Origin of the sequence: Bacillus sp. FSL H7-0578 (genome assembly GCF_038630855.1) — a bacterium.
Classification (GTDB): Bacteria; Bacillota; Bacilli; order Bacillales; family Bacillaceae; genus Bacillus; species Bacillus safensis.
This window is the reverse complement of record NZ_CP152045.1, coordinates 77,323-98,043: the sequence shown is the minus strand read 5'-3', so window position 1 is coordinate 98,043 and position 20,721 is coordinate 77,323. Positions and strand designations below refer to the sequence as shown.

At 44.6% G+C, this 20,721-nt stretch carries 16 protein-coding genes and 3 rRNA genes; all 19 read right to left on the bottom strand.

The features are described 5' to 3' along the window. Positions 1 to 267: 267 nt before the first annotated feature. The 19 genes from rrf to tilS all read right to left on the bottom strand — a co-directional run bounded on the left by rrf (position 268) and on the right by tilS (position 20,675). Positions 268 to 383 (bottom strand): 5S ribosomal RNA (rrf, locus tag MHB41_RS00505). A 61-nt stretch (positions 384 to 444) separates the two neighbouring features. Further along, positions 445 to 3,375 (bottom strand): 23S ribosomal RNA (locus tag MHB41_RS00500). A 182-nt stretch (positions 3,376 to 3,557) separates the two neighbouring features. Beyond that, positions 3,558 to 5,106, bottom strand: a 16S ribosomal RNA gene (locus MHB41_RS00495). Together the 16S, 23S and 5S rRNA genes form the textbook arrangement of a ribosomal RNA operon. A 342-nt stretch (positions 5,107 to 5,448) precedes the next feature. After that, complete coding sequence (lysS, locus tag MHB41_RS00490; RefSeq protein WP_034284259.1) at positions 5,449 to 6,948, bottom strand: lysine--tRNA ligase; 1,500 nt, start codon at positions 6,946 to 6,948, stop codon at positions 5,449 to 5,451. A gap of 90 nt (positions 6,949 to 7,038) precedes the next feature. Then, positions 7,039 to 8,040 carry a tRNA dihydrouridine synthase DusB gene (gene dusB, locus MHB41_RS00485; protein ID WP_024425662.1) on the bottom strand — a complete coding sequence of 334 codons (1,002 nt, stop codon included), beginning with the start codon at positions 8,038 to 8,040 and terminating at the stop codon, positions 7,039 to 7,041. Next, complete coding sequence (locus tag MHB41_RS00480) at positions 8,033 to 8,266, bottom strand: helix-turn-helix transcriptional regulator (RefSeq protein WP_024425661.1); 234 nt, start codon at positions 8,264 to 8,266, stop codon at positions 8,033 to 8,035. The genes dusB and MHB41_RS00480 overlap by 8 nt, the downstream gene beginning before the upstream one ends. Next, entirely contained in the window at positions 8,218 to 8,721 is a 504-nt protein-coding gene (folK, locus tag MHB41_RS00475) for a 2-amino-4-hydroxy-6-hydroxymethyldihydropteridine diphosphokinase (RefSeq protein WP_024425660.1), read from the bottom strand. Before folK ends, MHB41_RS00480 begins: the two co-directional genes overlap by 49 nt. Then, positions 8,718 to 9,080: a dihydroneopterin aldolase gene (gene folB / locus MHB41_RS00470; RefSeq protein WP_024425659.1), complete on the bottom strand. Its 363-nt coding sequence runs from the start codon at positions 9,078 to 9,080 to the stop codon at positions 8,718 to 8,720. The genes folK and folB overlap by 4 nt, the downstream gene beginning before the upstream one ends. Next, complete coding sequence (gene folP, locus MHB41_RS00465) at positions 9,073 to 9,930, bottom strand: dihydropteroate synthase (protein ID WP_034284257.1); 858 nt, start codon at positions 9,928 to 9,930, stop codon at positions 9,073 to 9,075. Before folP ends, folB begins: the two co-directional genes overlap by 8 nt. Before the next feature lie 9 nt (positions 9,931 to 9,939). Then, a complete protein-coding gene (pabC, locus tag MHB41_RS00460) occupies positions 9,940 to 10,788 on the bottom strand; it encodes an aminodeoxychorismate lyase (protein WP_340899539.1) in 849 nt (282 codons plus the stop codon). Further along, positions 10,785 to 11,378 carry an aminodeoxychorismate/anthranilate synthase component II gene (pabA, locus tag MHB41_RS00455; RefSeq protein ID WP_024425656.1) on the bottom strand — a complete coding sequence of 198 codons (594 nt, stop codon included), beginning with the start codon at positions 11,376 to 11,378 and terminating at the stop codon, positions 10,785 to 10,787. The genes pabC and pabA overlap by 4 nt, the downstream gene beginning before the upstream one ends. Positions 11,379 to 11,391: 13 nt before the next feature. Further along, on the bottom strand, positions 11,392 to 12,810 hold the full coding sequence (locus tag MHB41_RS00450) for an anthranilate synthase component I family protein (protein ID WP_340899540.1): 1,419 nt from the start codon (positions 12,808 to 12,810) through the stop codon (positions 11,392 to 11,394). Positions 12,811 to 12,934: 124 nt separating this feature from the next. Next, positions 12,935 to 13,858 (bottom strand): cysteine synthase A, encoded by a 924-nt coding sequence (gene cysK / locus MHB41_RS00445; RefSeq protein ID WP_024425655.1) that lies wholly within the window; start codon positions 13,856 to 13,858, stop codon positions 12,935 to 12,937. A gap of 77 nt (positions 13,859 to 13,935) precedes the next feature. Further along, complete coding sequence (locus MHB41_RS00440; RefSeq protein WP_024425654.1) at positions 13,936 to 14,844, bottom strand: peptidyl-prolyl cis-trans isomerase; 909 nt, start codon at positions 14,842 to 14,844, stop codon at positions 13,936 to 13,938. A gap of 46 nt (positions 14,845 to 14,890) precedes the next feature. After that, positions 14,891 to 15,766, bottom strand: a complete 876-nt coding sequence (gene hslO, locus MHB41_RS00435; RefSeq protein ID WP_061109549.1) for an Hsp33 family molecular chaperone HslO — start codon at positions 15,764 to 15,766, stop codon at positions 14,891 to 14,893. Positions 15,767 to 15,780: 14 nt separating this feature from the next. Further along, complete coding sequence (locus MHB41_RS00430; RefSeq protein ID WP_024427185.1) at positions 15,781 to 16,557, bottom strand: type III pantothenate kinase; 777 nt, start codon at positions 16,555 to 16,557, stop codon at positions 15,781 to 15,783. A 162-nt stretch (positions 16,558 to 16,719) separates the two neighbouring features. Next, positions 16,720 to 18,621: an ATP-dependent zinc metalloprotease FtsH gene (gene ftsH / locus MHB41_RS00425; RefSeq protein ID WP_034284252.1), complete on the bottom strand. Its 1,902-nt coding sequence runs from the start codon at positions 18,619 to 18,621 to the stop codon at positions 16,720 to 16,722. Between the two features lie 95 nt (positions 18,622 to 18,716). Then, positions 18,717 to 19,256: a hypoxanthine phosphoribosyltransferase gene (hpt, locus tag MHB41_RS00420; protein WP_008357399.1), complete on the bottom strand. Its 540-nt coding sequence runs from the start codon at positions 19,254 to 19,256 to the stop codon at positions 18,717 to 18,719. 15 nt (positions 19,257 to 19,271) lie between these two features. Then, positions 19,272 to 20,675 carry a tRNA lysidine(34) synthetase TilS gene (gene tilS, locus MHB41_RS00415; RefSeq protein WP_101676976.1) on the bottom strand — a complete coding sequence of 468 codons (1,404 nt, stop codon included), beginning with the start codon at positions 20,673 to 20,675 and terminating at the stop codon, positions 19,272 to 19,274. Positions 20,676 to 20,721: the final 46 nt, after the last annotated feature.

Below are 20,721 nucleotides of genomic sequence, written 5' to 3'. Positions count from 1 at the left end.
TTTCTATCTCGTGACCCTGTACATCACCTCTTTACATCTATTTAGTCCAAGGAGAGGTTTTCTTATGCTTTTAGTGTTGACCCTTGATAATTTGAACTACTGGTTCATATGATGACTGAAATGTTAAATTGAAGGAAAGTAAAGTTTGATTTATTTAGCAATCAACGAGGAAACAACGTATTTTTACTTTACGAACCTATTATATAGAAGCAAGTCATTCAAAAACACAAAAAAGACCAGTTCCGACTGGAACTGATCCTAATAAAAGCTTGGCGGCGTCCTACTCTCACAGGGGGAAACCCCCAACTACCATCGGCGCTGAAGAGCTTAACTTCCGTGTTCGGTATGGGAACGGGTGTGACCTCTTCGCTATCGCCACCAAACCTGATGGAGAGAATGTTCTCTCAAAACTAGATAACAATGTTCATGCTTCACATTAGAATATAGGTTAAGTCCTCGATCTATTAGTATCTGTCAGCTCCACGTGTCACCACGCTTCCACCTCAGACCTATCAACCTGATCATCTTTCAGGGATCTTACTTCCTTGCGGAATGGGAAATCTCATCTTGAGGGGGGCTTCATGCTTAGATGCTTTCAGCACTTATCCCGTCCGCACATAGCTACCCAGCGATGCCCTTGGCAGAACAACTGGTACACCAGCGGTGCGTCCATCCCGGTCCTCTCGTACTAAGGACAGCTCCTCTCAAATTTCCTGCGCCCGCGACGGATAGGGACCGAACTGTCTCACGACGTTCTGAACCCAGCTCGCGTACCGCTTTAATGGGCGAACAGCCCAACCCTTGGGACCGACTACAGCCCCAGGATGCGATGAGCCGACATCGAGGTGCCAAACCTCCCCGTCGATGTGGACTCTTGGGGGAGATAAGCCTGTTATCCCCGGGGTAGCTTTTATCCGTTGAGCGATGGCCCTTCCATGCGGAACCACCGGATCACTAAGCCCGACTTTCGTCCCTGCTCGACTTGTAGGTCTCGCAGTCAAGCTCCCTTGTGCCTTTACACTCTGCGAATGATTTCCAACCATTCTGAGGGAACCTTTGGGCGCCTCCGTTACATTTTAGGAGGCGACCGCCCCAGTCAAACTGCCCACCTGACACTGTCTCCCTGCCCGATAAGGGCAGCGGGTTAGAAGGTCAATACAGCCAGGGTAGTATCCCACCGATGCCTCCACCGAAGCTAGCGCTCCGGTTTCCAAGGCTCCTACCTATCCTGTACAAGCTGTACCAACATTCAATATCAGGCTGCAGTAAAGCTCCACGGGGTCTTTCCGTCCTGTCGCGGGTAACCTGCATCTTCACAGGTACTATAATTTCACCGAGTCTCTCGTTGAGACAGTGCCCAGATCGTTGCGCCTTTCGTGCGGGTCGGAACTTACCCGACAAGGAATTTCGCTACCTTAGGACCGTTATAGTTACGGCCGCCGTTTACTGGGGCTTCAATTCGCACCTTCGCTTACGCTAAGCGCTCCTCTTAACCTTCCAGCACCGGGCAGGCGTCAGCCCCTATACTTCGCCTTACGGCTTCGCAGAGACCTGTGTTTTTGCTAAACAGTCGCCTGGGCCTATTCACTGCGGCTTCTCGGGGCTTTAACACCCTAAGAAGCACCCCTTCTCCCGAAGTTACGGGGTCATTTTGCCGAGTTCCTTAACGAGAGTTCTCTCGATCACCTTAGGATTCTCTCCTCGCCTACCTGTGTCGGTTTGCGGTACGGGCACCTCTCACCTCGCTAGAGGCTTTTCTTGGCAGTGTGGAATCAGGAACTTCGCTACTAAATTTCGCTCGCCATCACAGCTCAGCCTTTACGGGAAACGGATTTGCCTATTTCCCAGCCTAACTGCTTGGACGCGGATATCCAATACCGCGCTTACCCTATCCTCCTGCGTCCCCCCATTGCTCAAATGGTGAGGAGGTGGTACAGGAATATCAACCTGTTGTCCATCGCCTACGCCTTTCGGCCTCGGCTTAGGTCCCGACTAACCCTGAGCGGACGAGCCTTCCTCAGGAAACCTTAGGCATTCGGTGGACGGGATTCTCACCCGTCTTTCGCTACTCATACCGGCATTCTCACTTCTAAGCGCTCCACCAGTCCTTCCGGTCTGGCTTCACAGCCCTTAGAACGCTCTCCTACCACTGTTCGTAAGAACAGTCCGCAGCTTCGGTGATACGTTTAGCCCCGGTACATTTTCGGCGCAGAGTCACTCGACCAGTGAGCTATTACGCACTCTTTAAATGGTGGCTGCTTCTAAGCCAACATCCTGGTTGTCTAAGCAACTCCACATCCTTTTCCACTTAACGTATACTTTGGGACCTTAGCTGGCGGTCTGGGCTGTTTCCCTTTCGACTACGGATCTTATCACTCGCAGTCTGACTCCCAAGGATAAGTCATCGGCATTCGGAGTTTGACTGAATTCGGTAACCCGGTAGGGGCCCCTAGTCCAATCAGTGCTCTACCTCCGAGACTCTTACCTTGAGGCTAGCCCTAAAGCTATTTCGGAGAGAACCAGCTATCTCCAGGTTCGATTGGCATTTCACCCCTACCCACACCTCATCCCCGCACTTTTCAACGTGCGTGGGTTCGGGCCTCCATTCAGTGTTACCTGAACTTCACCCTGGACATGGGTAGATCACCTGGTTTCGGGTCTACGACCACGTACTCATGCGCCCTATTCAGACTCGCTTTCGCTGCGGCTCCGCATCTTCTGCTTAACCTTGCACGGGATCGTAACTCGCCGGTTCATTCTACAAAAGGCACGCCATCACCCGTTAACGGGCTCTGACTACTTGTAGGCACACGGTTTCAGGATCTATTTCACTCCCCTTCCGGGGTGCTTTTCACCTTTCCCTCACGGTACTGGTTCACTATCGGTCACTAGGGAGTATTTAGCCTTGGGAGATGGTCCTCCCGGATTCCGACGGAATTTCACGTGTTCCGCCGTACTCAGGATCCACTCTGGAGAGAACGACATTTCAGTTACAGGGCTGTTACCTTCTTTGGCGGGCCTTTCCAGACCTCTTCGCTTATATCGTTCCTTTGTAACTCCGTATAGAGTGTCCTACAACCCCAAGAGGCAAGCCTCTTGGTTTGGGCTGTTCCCGTTTCGCTCGCCGCTACTCAGGGAATCGCATTTGCTTTCTCTTCCTCCGGGTACTTAGATGTTTCAGTTCCCCGGGTATGCCTTCTCATACTCTATGTATTCAAGTATGGATACTACTCCATTACGAGCAGTGGGTTTCCCCATTCGGAAATCTCCGGATCAAAGCTTGCTTACAGCTCCCCGAAGCATATCGGTGTTCGTCCCGTCCTTCATCGGCTCCTAGTGCCAAGGCATCCACCGTGCGCCCTTTCTAACTTAACCATTTCTTACTTTAGAAAGAATCACTATGTGTGATGAACTTTGCATTGCATTCAATGTGAATGTATTACTTATTGTTATCTAGTTTTCAAAGAACAATCCTGTCTCGCTAGAGACATGTTTTGAAGGAATGATCCTTCAAAACTAAACAAGACGAAAACGTACGCTGCTCCATATATCCTTAGAAAGGAGGTGATCCAGCCGCACCTTCCGATACGGCTACCTTGTTACGACTTCACCCCAATCATCTGCCCCACCTTCGGCGGCTGGCTCCATAAAGGTTACCTCACCGACTTCGGGTGTTGCAAACTCTCGTGGTGTGACGGGCGGTGTGTACAAGGCCCGGGAACGTATTCACCGCGGCATGCTGATCCGCGATTACTAGCGATTCCAGCTTCACGCAGTCGAGTTGCAGACTGCGATCCGAACTGAGAACAGATTTATGGGATTGGCTAAACCTTGCGGTCTTGCAGCCCTTTGTTCTGTCCATTGTAGCACGTGTGTAGCCCAGGTCATAAGGGGCATGATGATTTGACGTCATCCCCACCTTCCTCCGGTTTGTCACCGGCAGTCACCTTAGAGTGCCCAACTGAATGCTGGCAACTAAGATCAAGGGTTGCGCTCGTTGCGGGACTTAACCCAACATCTCACGACACGAGCTGACGACAACCATGCACCACCTGTCACTCTGTCCCCGAAGGGAAAGCCCTATCTCTAGGGTTGTCAGAGGATGTCAAGACCTGGTAAGGTTCTTCGCGTTGCTTCGAATTAAACCACATGCTCCACCGCTTGTGCGGGCCCCCGTCAATTCCTTTGAGTTTCAGTCTTGCGACCGTACTCCCCAGGCGGAGTGCTTAATGCGTTAGCTGCAGCACTAAGGGGCGGAAACCCCCTAACACTTAGCACTCATCGTTTACGGCGTGGACTACCAGGGTATCTAATCCTGTTCGCTCCCCACGCTTTCGCTCCTCAGCGTCAGTTACAGACCAGAGAGTCGCCTTCGCCACTGGTGTTCCTCCACATCTCTACGCATTTCACCGCTACACGTGGAATTCCACTCTCCTCTTCTGCACTCAAGTTTCCCAGTTTCCAATGACCCTCCCCGGTTGAGCCGGGGGCTTTCACATCAGACTTAAGAAACCGCCTGCGAGCCCTTTACGCCCAATAATTCCGGACAACGCTTGCCACCTACGTATTACCGCGGCTGCTGGCACGTAGTTAGCCGTGGCTTTCTGGTTAGGTACCGTCAAGGTGCGAGCAGTTACTCTCGCACTTGTTCTTCCCTAACAACAGAGCTTTACGATCCGAAAACCTTCATCACTCACGCGGCGTTGCTCCGTCAGACTTTCGTCCATTGCGGAAGATTCCCTACTGCTGCCTCCCGTAGGAGTCTGGGCCGTGTCTCAGTCCCAGTGTGGCCGATCACCCTCTCAGGTCGGCTACGCATCGTCGCCTTGGTGAGCCATTACCCCACCAACTAGCTAATGCGCCGCGGGTCCATCTGTAAGTGACAGCCGAAACCGTCTTTCATCCTTGAACCATGCGGTTCAAGGAACTATCCGGTATTAGCTCCGGTTTCCCGGAGTTATCCCAGTCTTACAGGCAGGTTACCCACGTGTTACTCACCCGTCCGCCGCTAACATCCGGGAGCAAGCTCCCTTCTGTCCGCTCGACTTGCATGTATTAGGCACGCCGCCAGCGTTCGTCCTGAGCCAGGATCAAACTCTCCGAAAAAGTACAAAACCGAAGTTTTGCTTTTCGCCAGTTTGACTGACTACCTATGAAGTTTCATAGGATTTTTTTATAAAAACTCGAATTAACAGGTACGTTTTGTCTTGTTTAGTTTTCAAAGATCATTTTCGTTATCGCTCGTAAGCGACTTTAACATCTTAACATTTTGATTCAGTTAAAGTCAAGAACTTTTTTCAATTTCTTTTTTTAGCCTCGTTGCTGTTTTGCGGCAACGAATAATAATATACCATCTGGATTCTTTCCTTGCAATAGTTTTTTTAAAAAAAGTTTCATTTTATGAAAAATAAAAAGCGCCATAGATAAAATGGCGCTTTGATTGATGTATTAGCGGTTTCTCATTTGCGGGAAAAGCAGTACATCTCTAATTGACGGAGAATTTGTTAAAAGCATGATTAATCGGTCGATCCCGATTCCTAAACCACCTGTTGGAGGCATGCCGTATTCTAATGCTTCAACAAAATCGTCATCCATTAGGTGTGCTTCGTCATTTCCTTCTTCACGTTCTTTTAATTGAGCTTCAAAGCGTTCTCTTTGATCAATTGGATCGTTTAGCTCTGTGAATGCATTTGCATGCTCACGGCGTACGATAAACAGCTCAAAGCGATCTGTGAAGCGAGGGTCTTCAGGGTTTTTCTTAGCTAATGGAGAAATCTCCACTGGATGTCCATAAATGAATGTAGGCTGAACCAATGTTTCTTCTACTTTTTGCTCGAAGAACTCATTGATAATATGACCTACTGTCATATTTTTCGTGATTTCAACACCATGATCAGCAGCATGCTGTTTTGCTTCTTCTACAGACATCTCCTGCCAGAAGTCTACACCTGTTGCTTCTTTGACCGCTTCAACCATATGCAGTCTCTTCCATTCAGGTTTGAGATCAATTTCATCTTCTCCATATTGAATGGTTGTTGTTCCCAGCACCTCTTGGGCAATATGAGCAATTAAGTTTTCAGTCAGATTCATAATGTCTTTGTAGTCTGCGTATGCTTCATACAGCTCAATCATAGTGAATTCTGGGTTGTGGCGAGTCGATACCCCTTCATTACGGAATACGCGGCCAATCTCATATACTTTCTCTAGACCACCGACAATTAGGCGTTTTAAGTGCAGCTCGATCGCAATACGCATATAAAGCGGCATATCAAGTGCATTGTGATGAGTAATGAAAGGACGCGCTGATGCACCACCAGGAATGCTGTGCATTGTTGGTGTTTCAACTTCTAAGTATCCTTTAGAATCTAAGTATCTTCTCATGGATTGAATGATTTTGCTTCGCATAATAAACGTCTGCTTACTTTCTGGATTTACAATGAGGTCCAGGTAGCGCTGACGATAGCGTTGTTCAACATCTTTTAATCCATGATATTTATCAGGAAGCGGGCGAAGTGCTTTTGTCAGAACCTCAAAGCTAGTCGCTTTAATAGAAAGTTCTCCTACATTAGTTTTAAAAACAGTTCCTGTTACACCAATGATATCGCCTAGGTCTGAGCTTTTGAATAATTCATAAGCTTCTTCCCCTACACTATCTTTACGAACATAGATTTGAATTTGTCCTTCGAGGTCTTGAATATGCGCAAAGCCAGCTTTTCCTTTTCCGCGCTTTGTCATCATACGACCTGCGATTGTCACTTGGGCCGCTTTTCCTTCTAAGTCTTCTTTAGAAAACTCGTCATATTCAGCGATAATTTGCGCAGATTGATGAGAACGGTCATATCGTTCACCGAATGGATCGATACCCTCTTCTCTCATTTTATTCATTTTGTCACGTCTGACCTGGAATTGGTCATTTAATTCTTCGTTATTAAGCCCTTCATTACTCATTTATATCACTCCAATAATGTATTTTGCAGAGAAAAGCAGAAAAACTGCCAGTACATGCACTAGCAGTGAGCTACAAAAAGAAAGATAGTCTTATCCTACTTTTATACTTTGAAGCTCTTTTGCCTCGGCTTCGATCGTAAAGTCATCAAGAACTTGTACAAGCTCCGCTCTCGTTTCACTTTGATTGATTTGGTTTCTTACGTCAGCGTTGCCGCGGACCCCTTTTAAGTACCATGCTGCATGCTTTCTCATTTCTCTAACAGCGACATGCTCGCCTTTCAGGTCAATGAGTCTGTCTAAGTGAAGTTTGCACACTGACATTTTCTCACGCACGTTTGGCTCTTCTTTCAGTTCACCCGTTTCTAAATAATGAACCGTTCGATAAATCATCCACGGGTTTCCAAGTGCGGCTCTTCCGATCATAACAGCGTCCACACCTGTTTCATCAAGCATACGTTTTGCATCTTGAGGGGTTTTGACATCGCCATTGCCGATGACAGGAATTGAAACAGATTGTTTAACCTCTTTAATAATATCCCAATTCGCTGTTCCTTCGTACATTTGCACGCGTGTCCGTCCGTGAAGCGCAACCGCTTGTCCACCAGCTCGTTCAACAGCACGGGCATTGTCGATAGCAAAGATATGGTCTTCGTCCCAGCCCATTCTCATTTTCACTGTAACTGGTTTGTCTACAGCTTCTACGACAGCAGAGACCATTTCATAAATCTTGTTTGGATCAAGGAGCCATTTCGCTCCTGCATCACATTTCGTAATCTTTGGTACAGGACAGCCCATGTTGATATCAATAATATCAGCTGTGGTATTCTGGTCTACGAACTTTGCCGCTTCGACGAGTGTATCTTTTTCCCCTCCAAATATCTGAAGGCTCAAAGGCTTTTCCCGTTCATCAATGTATAGCATACCCATTGTTCTCGCGTTGTTGATCAGGATCGCTTTGTCACTGACCATTTCAGCGCAGACTAAGCCCGCTCCAAACTCTTTCACCGTCAGTCTGAAGGCAGAGTTGCACACACCAGCCATTGGTGCGAGCACTACTTTGTTTTTAATCTCGATATCCCCGATTTTAAACATTTTTCCCCCTCCTTTCTTCTTCAAGAATTGGCGAAAGTTCTTCCACCGTTATATTTAAAGCATCTGCTATTTGACCAACCAATTGGTTTGTTGGTAATCGATTGCCTCGCTCAATTTCTCCTAAAACAGAGACAGAGATGCCTAGTCTTTTCGCGAACCCTTCCTGAGTATACCCTTTTAGCTTTCGGTATGCACGAATTCTTCTACCCCACATGTCTTTTTCCATATGCTTACACCTTCTTGGTCTGTTACGGCATTTATTTGTACTTCGCCGATTTCTGGGCAAATCTCACTCATCGGGACAAGAACGAATAAACGTTCGTACATTCTGGGATGCGGCACTACAAGTTGTTCTGTTTCAATATTTTCACGATTATAAAGTAAAATGTCAAGGTCAGCCGTTCGCGGTCCCCATCTCACTTCTCTTGTTCTGCCTAACTCCTGCTCGATTTTCTGAGTAAGAGACAGTAGTTCCTCCGGACGAAGTGAAGTGGTAATTTTCACGGCCATGTTTAAAAAGTCATCTTGGTTTTCATAGCCTACAGGTGCTGTTTCATATATCGATGAGATTAATTCCACTTGAACCTCTGGATGTTCATGCAGTTTTTTGACGGCTTCTTTTAAATAGGTTTCTTTTTTACCTATGTTTGAGCCTAATGCGATGTATGCTGTATTGTTCATGTGCGCGATCTCGTCATTTCAATTGCAACGGACTGATAATGTCCTGGAATTGGGGGATCTGGTTTGATCACCTTCACTGTACATTCCTGAACTGTCGGAAAGTCCTTTAACACTTGGTTTGCAATTCTTTCTGTCAGTGTTTCAACAAGATTGACCGGCTCGCCTTCTACAATGCTTTTGCAGATTTGGTAAAGCTCTGCATAGTTGATGGTCTCATTGAGGTCATCAGTTTGTCCGGCTTTACTTAAATCAAGTGAAGCTGTTAAGTCCACGCGGAATCGCTGCCCTAATTTATTTTCTTCTGCAAATACACCGTGGTACCCGTAAAATTCCATTCCGTTTACATATACTTTATCGATGATAAGCGCCTCCCTTATTCAGCATGGCATCCATCATTTTTGCCATTCTTGCTATTTCTTTTACATCATGTACACGGACCATCGCACTGCCCTTTTGAATCCCAAGGCAGACCGTCGCACCTGTTCCTTCAGTACGTTCTTCAGGCGGCAGGTCTAAGACAGCACCAATGAATCGTTTTCGAGATGTAGCCAGCAGCAGTGGATACCCAAGGTGACAAAAATGTTCGAGTTCATTCATGACCTTCAGGTTGTCCTCTTTATTTTTCGCAAATCCTACACCTGGATCTAATATGATCATGTCATCACGGACACCCGCTTGCTGGGCAATTTGGACACTTTCTTTCAAATCGGCGATCATATCTGAAATCAGATGTGTGTAGTTTCGTTCTGGCCGATTGTGCATTAAAATGATTGGGACATTGTGCTTCGCCGCCACATGTGCCATTTGGGGATCTGCCTTCGCTCCCCATACATCATTAATGATGGAGGCTCCAGCTTTCACCGCTTCATCTGCAACACGGGCTTTATACGTATCAATAGAGATAGGGATATCTAAATCTTTTGTGATTTTCTCAATGACAGGAATGACCCTTGAAAGCTCCTCTTCTTCCGAGACAAGTGCCGCTCCCGGGCGAGTCGATTCTCCGCCAATATCAATAATATGCGCCCCGTCTTCTATCAGCTGCGCTGCATGAGCCAGCGCTTTATCTACTTGATTAAACTTTCCTCCATCTGAAAAAGAGTCAGGAGTGACATTTAAAATGCCCATGACCAATGTCTTTTCTTCATAGCTAAGGGTGTGATGCTTGGCCTGAATGATTTTAGGCTGTTTTATCAATTGTTGTGTCATTGTGTCCACCTACTCTTTATGATCTTGACGTTCTTTTGTGTATTGCATTCTTAACTTTGTTGAGATGGTCCGGCTATTTTTGAGCAAGTGGATGTCTCCTATACACCCGAAAGGTACAACTCCCTGAACAGAATTGGTCATCCATGCCTCATCAGCTGAGAGCAAATGTGAGACTGGGTATCGTCCTTCCTTTAGCGAGACCCCCATCGCGTGGAGCGTTTCCATACAGTATCGACGAGTGACCCCATTTAAAATGCCTGTATCAAGTGACGGTGTATAGACCACATCATCTTTTCGCCAAAATACATTCGAGGTAATGCCTTCTGCCACATCATCTTCTTTTGTTAAAAAGATGCCTTCTAACGCCGGGTCGTTCCCCACTTCTCTTTTCCCGAGCAGGTTGTTCATATAGTGATGAGACTTGAGGCGTTTTGGCCCTTCTGGTGTATTTCTTCTTGTTTGAAGAATGACTCCCTTTTTCTCATCCAAAATAGATTCTGGACGGAATGGAGAGATCATGACAAAAACGACAGGCTCTTCATAAGGGTCTGCAGAAAACCCATTGCCTCTGCCCGCAGAAACATTCAAGCGAATTCTCGCATGGCCGCCGGCTATTTGGTTTTTATTCAGTAAAGTATGAATGATGTCGAGTACAAATGGTTTCTCTATTGTGGATTCGATGCAAAGGTCACGTAATGATTGATTGAGCCTTTCAAGATGCCAATCTAACAGGAAGACTTGTCCTGCCAGGCTGGTAAATGTTTCGAATACACCGATGCCATATAGAAAACCATGATCAAAAGGAGAAAGAGTCGCGTCTTTCTCCTCTATATACTGACCGTTCAGATAAATGATCATGCGTTTACTTCATGCCCCTTTTTACGATAGGTTTCAATGAAATTTTTCAGCATTTCTTTTCCGAAGGACGTCATAATCGATTCAGGATGGAATTGCACACTTTCAATCGGCAGTTCTTTATGACGAATCGCCATGAGCTCGCCTTCCTTTGTGCTGGCTGTTGCGTCAAAGCACTCTGGCAGCGTCTCGTTTTTGACAATTAATGAATGATATCTCGTTGCGACGAGCGGATTTTGAAGTCCTGTGAAAACACCTTTTCCATCATGTTTAATCTCTGACGTTTTACCGTGCATTAGGCGCTCTGCTCGAACGACATCCCCGCCAAAGACTTGCGCGATGGATTGGTGACCTAGACACACACCGAAGATTGGAATGCTTCCTGCAAAGTGCTTGATCGCCTCCATACTAATTCCCGCTTCATCAGGACTGCATGGTCCTGGAGAAATCATGAGAAAATCCGGCTTGAGCTCTTCAATTTCTTGAATGGTTACTTGATCATTCCGTTTCACGATCAATTCTTCTCCAAGCTCACCTAAATACTGGACCAGGTTGTACGTAAATGAATCATAATTATCAATCATTAAAATCATACTCTGCTCACCTCTAACTCAAAATAGTCTCTTCTTTGCTCAGCTGTAATGCTTTTTTCACTGCATAGGCTTTTTTAATCGATTCTTTATATTCGTGTTTAGGGACAGAATCTATGACGATCCCCGCACCTGACTGCATAAAGGCTTTTCCTTCTGTACAATACGCAGTACGAATGACGATATTAAAGTGCATATCTTGATTGAATCCAAACCAGCCTATAGATCCAGTATAAAGCCCACGTCTTGTTGGCTCAAGTTCTTCTATGATTTCCATCGTCCTCACTTTTGGAGCACCTGTAATCGTTCCACCTGGGAATACAGCTCTCATGACATCTACCGCGTCACATTCATCACGCAGCTCTCCTTGTACATTGGATACAATATGCATCACGTGCGAATATTTCTCAATCGCCATAAATTCGTTCACTTTTACGGATCCATAAGTGGATACGCATCCAAGATCATTCCGCTCAAGATCAACGAGCATCACATGCTCTGCGCGTTCTTTTTCATTTTCAATGAGCTCTTTTGCCAGCGCTTGATCCTCAGCGTCGTCTTTGCCTCGTGATCTTGTTCCGGCAATTGGTCTTGTTTCTAGCTGAGTTCCTTTTTTCTTAATAAGCAGCTCTGGAGATCCACAAACAATCTGGAAGTCAGGCGTATGCAGGTAAGACATATAAGGAGATGGATTGACTTGACGTAACGTTTTGTATAAATTATACGGGTGAGTGTGAAGCTGTTCATCTTGTCTGATGGATAAGTTCACTTGGAACACATCACCGTTTGCGATATATTGCTTAATTTTCTCTACTGCTTCCCCAAAAGTTTCTTCAGTGAAAGGTGCTGCTGGTACAAATTCTGTGGAAGGTTCATTGACAGGTGATTGTGCTGATTCTTCTGAAGAGCTTGTCCATTTTTGCTTCCATTCTTCAAGCCTTTGGTTCGCTTCACTCCCTGATTCCGCTTCCTCTATGTGCGTAATCAGCCACAGCGCGTTTTCTTCATGATCAAAAACTGCAACATCATTAAACACGAGGAAATAAAGGTCTGGTGTTTGTAGATCATCAATTGCCAGCATCTTAAAATGCTCGATGTATCTAGCATAATCGTAGCTTAAAAACCCAATCGCTCCGCCTTGAAAGTCGGGGTATTCGTCGTTCGTTTCGGTTTGAAGGGTTTGAAACCAATCTGTAAACGCTCTGAATGGATCACCTTCTTTGAACAGCACTTCATCTTGATAATGGATGGTCGTCATCCCATCTTTCCCCTTCGCTTTAGCAATCGGGTGAATACCAGCGATGCTATATGAACCGCCGCGCGCACTTTCAAGAAGCACATGATGTGTTTCACGAGCAGTTAATTGTTCGTATCTTTTCAAGAATGCATCTTTCGTAAAAGGAATTTTGATGCCCATCGGCCTGCGTTGTGTCATGTTATCATCCTTTTTCATTTTCATTAATCTTATTGTAATGCAATCCAATTTATTTAGAAAACAGTATTTGCTTTCCATCTTCAGAATTCATGAAAAAACCCCAGCAAATGCTGGGGTGATTGGTTTAATCGAATTGATAAAGAGGTGTACTGAGGTAACGCTCTCCATTACTTGGGATAATGGCGAGAACCTTTTTCCCTTTACCAAGCTTCTTCGCTGTTTGAAGCGCTGCGTAAATAGCTGCTCCTGAAGAAATACCGCCAAGAATTCCTTCTTCTTTCGCTGCTTTTCTTGCAAGCTCAAATGCATCTTCGTTTTTCACTTGGATGATGCCGTCATATATTTCTGTGTTCAAGATTGAAGGAACAAAACCTGCTCCAATTCCTTGAATTTTATGCGGACCCGGCTTCCCGCCTGACAATACAGGGGAATCTGTCGGCTCTACTGCATAAAGCTGGATGGATGGGATGGCTTCTTTTAGGACTTCACCAGCACCTGTAATCGTACCGCCCGTACCAACACCTGCAATAAATGCATCAAGCTCGCCGTCAAATTGTTCAAGGATTTCTTTCCCAGTTGTACGACGGTGAATCTCCGCATTGGCTTCGTTGCTAAATTGCTGAGGCATGAAGTAACCATGCTCCTCTGCCAATTCTTCTGCTTTTTTGATGGCACCTTTCATTCCTTCTGCACCTGGTGTTAAGACAAGCTCCGCACCATAAGCGCGTAAAAGGTTGCGGCGCTCCTGACTCATTGTGTCCGGCATAACCAAAATCGCGTTAATTCCTTTAGCAGCCGCTACCATTGCAAGGCCGATTCCTGTGTTTCCGCTTGTTGGTTCAATAAGCGTATCGCCGGCTTTTAATGTTCCTTTTGCTTCAGCATCTTCGATCATCGCTAAAGCAATACGATCTTTGACACTGCTGCCCGGGTTCATATATTCAAGTTTCAAGTAGACATCCGCACTGTCTTCATCTACTAAACGGTTTAATTTAACGACTGGTGTATTTCCTATTAGTTCAAAAACTGAATTTGCAATACGAGCCATCACTAACACCTCTATCTCCGAGTAATTTTATTGTATTAATATTAAATTATCAATTTCAAAAAATTTTGTCAATGCTTTTAGTCCTGCTCGCCATCGTAAAACCATGTGACTTTTGCTTCTTTCCACAGGGTTTTGACATTCGCCTTTTCACCTAGATCTTCCATAGCGATCTGCCTTTTAATCTGATCTTTGACTTCGTCATAGGAGAAAGAGCGGCCATTTAATTTTTCTTTTAACTGAATAATGGCATACCCGTTTTTGGTCTGAATCGGCTCTTTCGTCCATTCATCTGGCTGAAGCTTTTGAGCTTCTTGTATGTATAGGGCCGGGATACTTTCCTGCTCTTCTGTCACAAATCCAAGATCTCCGCCGTATGGTGAGGTGTAACGGTCGATTGAACGTTCAGCTGCTACGGCTTCGAAGCTAGATCCACCTTTTAAATCTTTCAATACATTTTCAGCCTCGCTCTTTGTCTTCACGACGATATGGCGAATGCGGTATGAATCATCATATTGATATAAGTCCTTGTTTTTTTCATAAAACGATTTCGCTTCTTTTTCAGAAACGACGGCATCTCTTGTTAAAAGCTGCTCTAATAAAATTTGATAACGAATCTGTTCTTTCCATTCCTTCTCACTTGTATGTCCATCTTCATAGAAATTATTAGACACCGCTTTGAGCATAAGCAATTCACGATTGATCTCTTTTGAAGACACCTCCAGCTTGTTTTGCTTGGCAAGCTGATTGACCACCTTTTGATTGATCATTTGCTCAAGTGTCGCCTTTCCGTAGCGGTCTTCCATTTTCTTTAGCCATTCTTGACGCGTCACCTTCTCTTTTCCAATCGACGCAATTTCTTCACCGCTCTTCCCGTTAGAAGAGGCCTGTGACATTTGTGACTTTGTTAATACATATGCAATGACAACGGCATTAATCATGAGCAACACGAGGATAAATGTCCATACCACTCTTGCTTTTAGTCTCATCTTTCGTCTCCTTTCCATTCTAAAAAGAAAACCCGCTGCTTAGAGCTTAGCGGGTTAATTCTTCACGTAGCTCTTCTAGCTCTTCTTTTGTAAATACATACGTTTCGTTACAAAAATGGCATTGAGCTTCTGCTTGTCCGTCTTGTTCAATCATATCATCAATTTCGGCTTTCCCTAGGCTGATAATGCCATTTGCAAACCGTTCTTTTGAGCAGTTACAAGAAAATTCGACAGGTACAGTTTCTAAAATTTGAGGCTTTTCACCGAGCACTTCTTCTAATATTTGTTCTGGTGTCATCCCTTTTTCAATGAGTTTAGAGATTGGTTCAATGGTTGACAGGCGCTTTTCTAGTCTTTCAATGACAGCATCGTCTGTACCAGGCAGCAATTGAATGATGAAACCGCCTGCTGCGAGGATCGAATTATCTGGATTGACAAGGACACCTACGCCTACAGAAGAAGGCACTTGCTCAGAAGAAACAAGATAATAAGTGAAGTCATCTCCAATTTCACCTGAGACGATTTCCGTTTGTCCTGTAAAGTGGTCCTTCAGCCCGATATCTTTGACAACACTTAACGTTCCAGATGTTCCGACTGCACGCCTCACATCCAGCTTGCCATGTTCATTTAAGTCAAAGTGAACTTGTGGGTTTGAGACATATCCTCGTACCTGGCCTTTTGCATTTCCATCAGCAATAATGGCGCCGATTGGTCCACCGCCTTCTATTTTGACAGTTAGCTTATTCTCACCTTTCAGCATAGCACCCATCATGACTGTTGCTGTCATCGTTCTGCCGATGGCTGCTGATGCGGTCGGCCACGTATGATGTCTTCTTTGTGCTTCGTTGATTGTATCTGTTGTGTTTGCAGCATATGCGCGGACTTTTCCGTCATATGCTAACGCTTTAACTAAGTAATCCATTTGATTTAAACCTCCTATAATACACCGACACGATTACGTTCATAAATGAGCTGCAGTCCTTTTAATGTGAGGAACGGATCGACAATATCAATACAGTCTGATTCATTTCCAATCAATGTAGACAAACCGCCTGTTGCAATGACTTTCGGTGTTTGTTTGGCTTGCTGCTTCATCCGTTTCACTATTCCCTCGACTTGGCCAACATATCCATAAAGGATGCCGGATTGCATCGCACTGATGGTGTTTTTTCCAACAATGTGATCTGGACGGACAATTTCAATTCTCGGCAGCTTCGCCGCTCTTGTATATAAAGCCTCAGTTGAAATGGTAATACCCGGTGCAATCGCTCCACCCATGTATTGTTTTTGTTCATTGATATAACAGTAGGTTGTTGCTGTTCCAAAGTCTACCACAATAAGAGGCGCCCCATATAGGTGAATGGCTGCTACTGCATTGACAATTCGATCTGCTCCGACTTCCTTTGGATTGTCACACATAATGTTTAAACCAGTCTTCATTCCAGGCCCTACAATTTGGGGTGTTATGTGAAAATACTTTTCGCACATTCTTTCAAGTGCGAACATCATAGGCGGGACAACAGACGAGATGATAATCCCTTCTATTTGGTCAAACATCAGCCCCACATAATCGAATAAAGCCCTGATGGACATACCAAATTCATCTTCTGTTTTATGACGGCTTGTTTCAATTCGCCAATGGTAGTTTAGATCGCCATTATGATAAACACCTAAAACGGTATTTGTGTTTCCTACATCTATCACGAGTAACAACTTCATCACCACTTTGAATAGTTTCTCAAAAAGAGCATTTTTCGACTTTCTATCATACCATACACGAATTGAGTTCCATTTGTAAACAATTCGAAACCGATCCATTCATGAATCGAAATAAAAAAAGCTGCCGGTGATCCCGGCAGCTTTCACAGAAGGAGATTAGATCTCCTCATCTTCTTTTTTCTTGATGTTTACTTTCACATCATCGTTTTTCTCTTCGTCATCTGCGTATACACGCTCTGGAAGCTTTCCAGTTTCGTAAAGAGATTTAATTTGCTCAGCATCTAATGTTTCAACTTCTAGAAGAGCCTGTGCGATGATTTCTAGCTTATCTTTATTCTCAGTGAGAATTTGCTTCGCACGTTCGTAGCTCTCCTTAATGAAACGCTGAACTTCTTGGTCAATTTCGTAAGCGATCGCTTCACTGTAATTCGGCTCATTGTTGAAATCACGGCCAAGGAATACTTGACCTCCTTGTGATTGACCGAATTGAAGCGGACCAAGTTTATCAGACATACCGAACTCTGTAACCATTCTTCTTGCAATGCCTGTTGCACGCTGGAAGTCGTTGTGAGCGCCTGTACTTACTTCGCCAAACGTAATTTCCTCTGCAACACGACCGCCGAGCAAGCCGACAATTTTATCAAGAAGCTCTGGTTTCGTTTGGAAATAACGGTCTTCCCTTGGAAGCATGACCGCATATCCGCCTGCCTGACCTCGAGGAACGATCGTTACTTTATGCACCATATCCGCTTCGTCTAGGATAAGACCAATGACGGTATGACCTGCTTCATGGTAAGCCACGATATTACGTTCTTTCTTCGAAATGACGCGGCTTTTCTTCGCCGGCCCAGCGATGACACGGTCAGTCGCTTCATCGATATCACGCATATCGATTTTCTTTTTGTTTTGACGGGCAGCAACAAGTGCTGCTTCGTTTAGTAAGTTCTCAAGATCTGCTCCAGAGAACCCTGGTGTTCTGCTTGCAATGGCTTTTAAGTTGACTGACTCGTCAAGCGGTTTGTTTTTCGCATGAACTTTCAGTACTTCTTCACGGCCAATAACATCTGGGCGGTCAACCGTAATTTGACGGTCAAAACGTCCCGGACGCAGCAATGCAGGGTCTAGAATATCTGCACGGTTCGTCGCAGCAATGATAATAATACCTTCGTTGGCACTAAAACCATCCATTTCAACAAGAAGCTGGTTAAGCGTTTGTTCACGCTCATCATGACCACCGCCAAGACCGGCTCCACGCTGACGACCAACTGCATCAATCTCATCAATAAAGATTAAGCAAGGTGCATTCTTTTTCGCATTTTCGAATAAATCACGTACACGTGATGCACCGACACCGACGAACATCTCGACGAAGTCAGAACCACTGATGCTGAAGAAAGGAACGCCTGCTTCTCCTGCAGATGCTCTCGCAAGCAATGTTTTACCTGTACCTGGAGGTCCTACTAGTAAAACCCCTTTAGGGATTCTTGCGCCAAGCTCCGCAAATTTACGTGGATCCTTCAGGAATTCAACCACTTCTACAAGCTCTTGCTTCTCTTCATCTGCACCGGCAACATCTTTAAATTTCACACGTTTCTTCTCTTCTGTGTAAAGCTTCGCCTTACTCTTACCAAAGTTCATGACTCGGCTTCCGCCGCCCTGAGCTTGGTTCAATAAGAAGAAGAACAGGATAAAGATGATGATAAACGGAATGATGGTTGTCAGAACTTGCAGCCATCCATTTGTTTCAGGTGCTGGTTCTACTTTTACATCTGTATTCTTCAGTGCACTGTAAATTTGGTCAACACCTTGACCATCTGGAACATGGGTAATGAAGTATTGATCTTTCTTCGCGCCATCTAATTGACCACGAATTTCATAAACCCCTCTTACAGGCTGAATGGAGATACTCTCCACTTTTCCCGCACTTAGATTTTGCGAAAATTTGCTGTAAGACATGTTCTCAGGCTTTTGATTTGGGGATCCTAACCAACTGACGACCCCTATCACAAGTAATAAAATAAGTATATAAAAAATCGTATTACGAAAAACCCGATTCATTCCTTACCTCCTCCCACAGTAAGCACAACTATGTTCAATAGTATCATAGAAAATCATTCCAACACAACCAATAACCTCATGTATACGTATGCTGATCAGCCTTCGTAAACAGATGGTTTTAACACTCCAATATACGGGAGGTTTCGGTAACGTTCAGCGAAATCCAATCCATAGCCGACAACAAATGCATCTGGCACTTCAAATCCAACATAATCTGCTTTGATGTCTGCTTTGCGGCCGCTTGGTTTATCAAGCAATGTCACAATTTTAATGGAATTTGCTTTACGGTATCGGAAAAGCTCTACCAGATAGCTCAAAGTTAACCCACTGTCGATGATATCTTCCATAATCAAAATATCTCTTCCTTCAACAGAAGTATCTAGATCCTTAATGATCTTTACTTCTCCAGAAGATACGGTAGACTTTCCGTAGCTAGATACATCCATAAAATCAAGTTCTAAATATGTATCAATGTGTTTGATTAGGTCTGCCATGAATGGAAGAGCCCCTTTCAAAACACCAATAGCCAGGGGAAATTTACCATCATAATCGCTGGTTAATGTTGCACCCAGTTCCTTCACTTTTTGCTGGATCTCTTCTTCTGAGATCAAAATCTTTTCAATATCTTGTTTCATGCTTTTGCTTGCCCCCTACAAATTTTCGTGCTGTCTATATTGTAATACAATGAGATCGCTGTTTGTCATATCAATTTCTTCAAAAACGGATTTTTTCAGACCTGGGATCCAGATGATTTGATGATCCGAGTCAGTGACGATCGGCCAGCTGTCTCTTTCTGCAAGAGGCACTTTTTTATCAATAAATATATCCTTCACCTTTTTTGATCCATTCATCCCTTTAAGTTTGATTCGATCACCATTTTTTCGTGAGCGAATGATCAAAGGGAGACGAACATGATCTTTTTGAAGCAAGAAAAAATGGTTTCCGTTCCGTGCATCCTTCGGAACATGATTTGATACGACGATAGACTGTCCATTTGGGAGAAAAAGCTCTTCTCCGAGCTCAGCCTTTAAGTGAAGAGCATAAGACTGGTCTAATACATGCGATCGTTCAAAGGTAAACATACAGTGATCATAAGACTTGACAGCTTGTAAACCTTTTGGCAAATCTAATGATCCAGACGGTTGATCTGTATGAGATAACCAGTCTAAAGTCCCTAGAATATGCTGGTTTGAAAACGCTGATTGAGTGTTTTCATAAAGATAGTTTAATATTAGTTGAATGCCTCTTCTTTGTAAAGGCAAAGGCAGGTCAAGCAAAGGCTTCGTTTTGATCTCAATTTGCTTAGGCGATTGACTCGTTATCACTTGGTTCATTTGTTCCTTTGTTAAAGCCTGCAAGTATTGCTCATCCTCAGTCAGCATGTCACTTACAAACTGAAAGCTTTCATGTACATGAGGTGCCTCTTCTTTTAACACGGGAAGAATATGTCTTCTTACCCGGTTTCTCAAGTAGTCATCCGTATGATTGCTTTGATCAATGACATAGGGGACATGTTCTTTTTCACAAACTTTTAGCACGTCGTCTTTAGAGTATCCAATGAGCGGACGAATCAGCCATCCGCCTTGAAAAGGACGTTTTGCTTGGATACCCGCGAGTCCAATACCAACAGTCCCTCTCACAAGTCTCATCATCATTGTTTCTACTTGGTCGTCTCCATGATGTGCAAGCGCTATAAATTGAGCGTTGTATTGCTCCATCAATTGACGAAAGAAAGCATATCTGCACTCCCTTGCAGCTGCCTGTTTGTTTAAGCGGTTTTCTTTTGCATATTGGGTGACCTGTATGCGGGACGATTCAAAAGGGATCTCGTGCTCCTTACAGTAAGCCTCAACAAATGCCAAATCAGCGAAGGACTCTTCTCCTCTGAACATGTGATCTACATGGGCTGCAATCAGCTGATAGGAACCTTTGCGACGCTTGTTAAGTTCATGCAGTAAGAGCATGGAATCCGGTCCGCCGGAAACCCCGACAATGACTGTCGTATTTTCAAGGTAAACATCATGTTTTTTCAAAAAAGATTCAATTCTACTCACAACTTCCTCCTCACAAAAGAGCAGGTAATTTAAAGATATACATATC

Bases quoted from the DNA above. Each gene is read 5' to 3' on its own strand.
- pabC (WP_340899539.1), bottom strand. From the start codon at position 10,788: ATGATCATTTATCTGAACGGTCAGTATATAGAGGAGAAAGACGCGACT.
- MHB41_RS00480 (WP_024425661.1), bottom strand. From the start codon at position 8,266: ATGGAAAAAGACATGTGGGGTAGAAGAATTCGTGCATACCGAAAGCTA.
- ftsH (WP_034284252.1), bottom strand. From the start codon at position 18,621: ATGAATCGGGTTTTTCGTAATACGATTTTTTATATACTTATTTTATTA.
- dusB (WP_024425662.1), bottom strand. From the start codon at position 8,040: ATGTTTAAAATCGGGGATATCGAGATTAAAAACAAAGTAGTGCTCGCA.
- folP (WP_034284257.1), bottom strand. From the start codon at position 9,930: ATGACACAACAATTGATAAAACAGCCTAAAATCATTCAGGCCAAGCAT.
- MHB41_RS00440 (WP_024425654.1), bottom strand. From the start codon at position 14,844: ATGAGACTAAAAGCAAGAGTGGTATGGACATTTATCCTCGTGTTGCTC.
- lysS (WP_034284259.1), bottom strand. From the start codon at position 6,948: ATGAGTAATGAAGGGCTTAATAACGAAGAATTAAATGACCAATTCCAG.
- cysK (WP_024425655.1), bottom strand. From the start codon at position 13,858: ATGGCTCGTATTGCAAATTCAGTTTTTGAACTAATAGGAAATACACCA.
- hslO (WP_061109549.1), bottom strand. From the start codon at position 15,766: ATGGATTACTTAGTTAAAGCGTTAGCATATGACGGAAAAGTCCGCGCA.
- pabA (WP_024425656.1), bottom strand. From the start codon at position 11,378: ATGATTTTAATGATTGATAATTATGATTCATTTACGTACAACCTGGTC.
- folK (WP_024425660.1), bottom strand. From the start codon at position 8,721: ATGAACAATACAGCATACATCGCATTAGGCTCAAACATAGGTAAAAAA.
- hpt (WP_008357399.1), bottom strand. From the start codon at position 19,256: ATGAAACAAGATATTGAAAAGATTTTGATCTCAGAAGAAGAGATCCAG.
- MHB41_RS00450 (WP_340899540.1), bottom strand. From the start codon at position 12,810: ATGACACAACGCAGGCCGATGGGCATCAAAATTCCTTTTACGAAAGAT.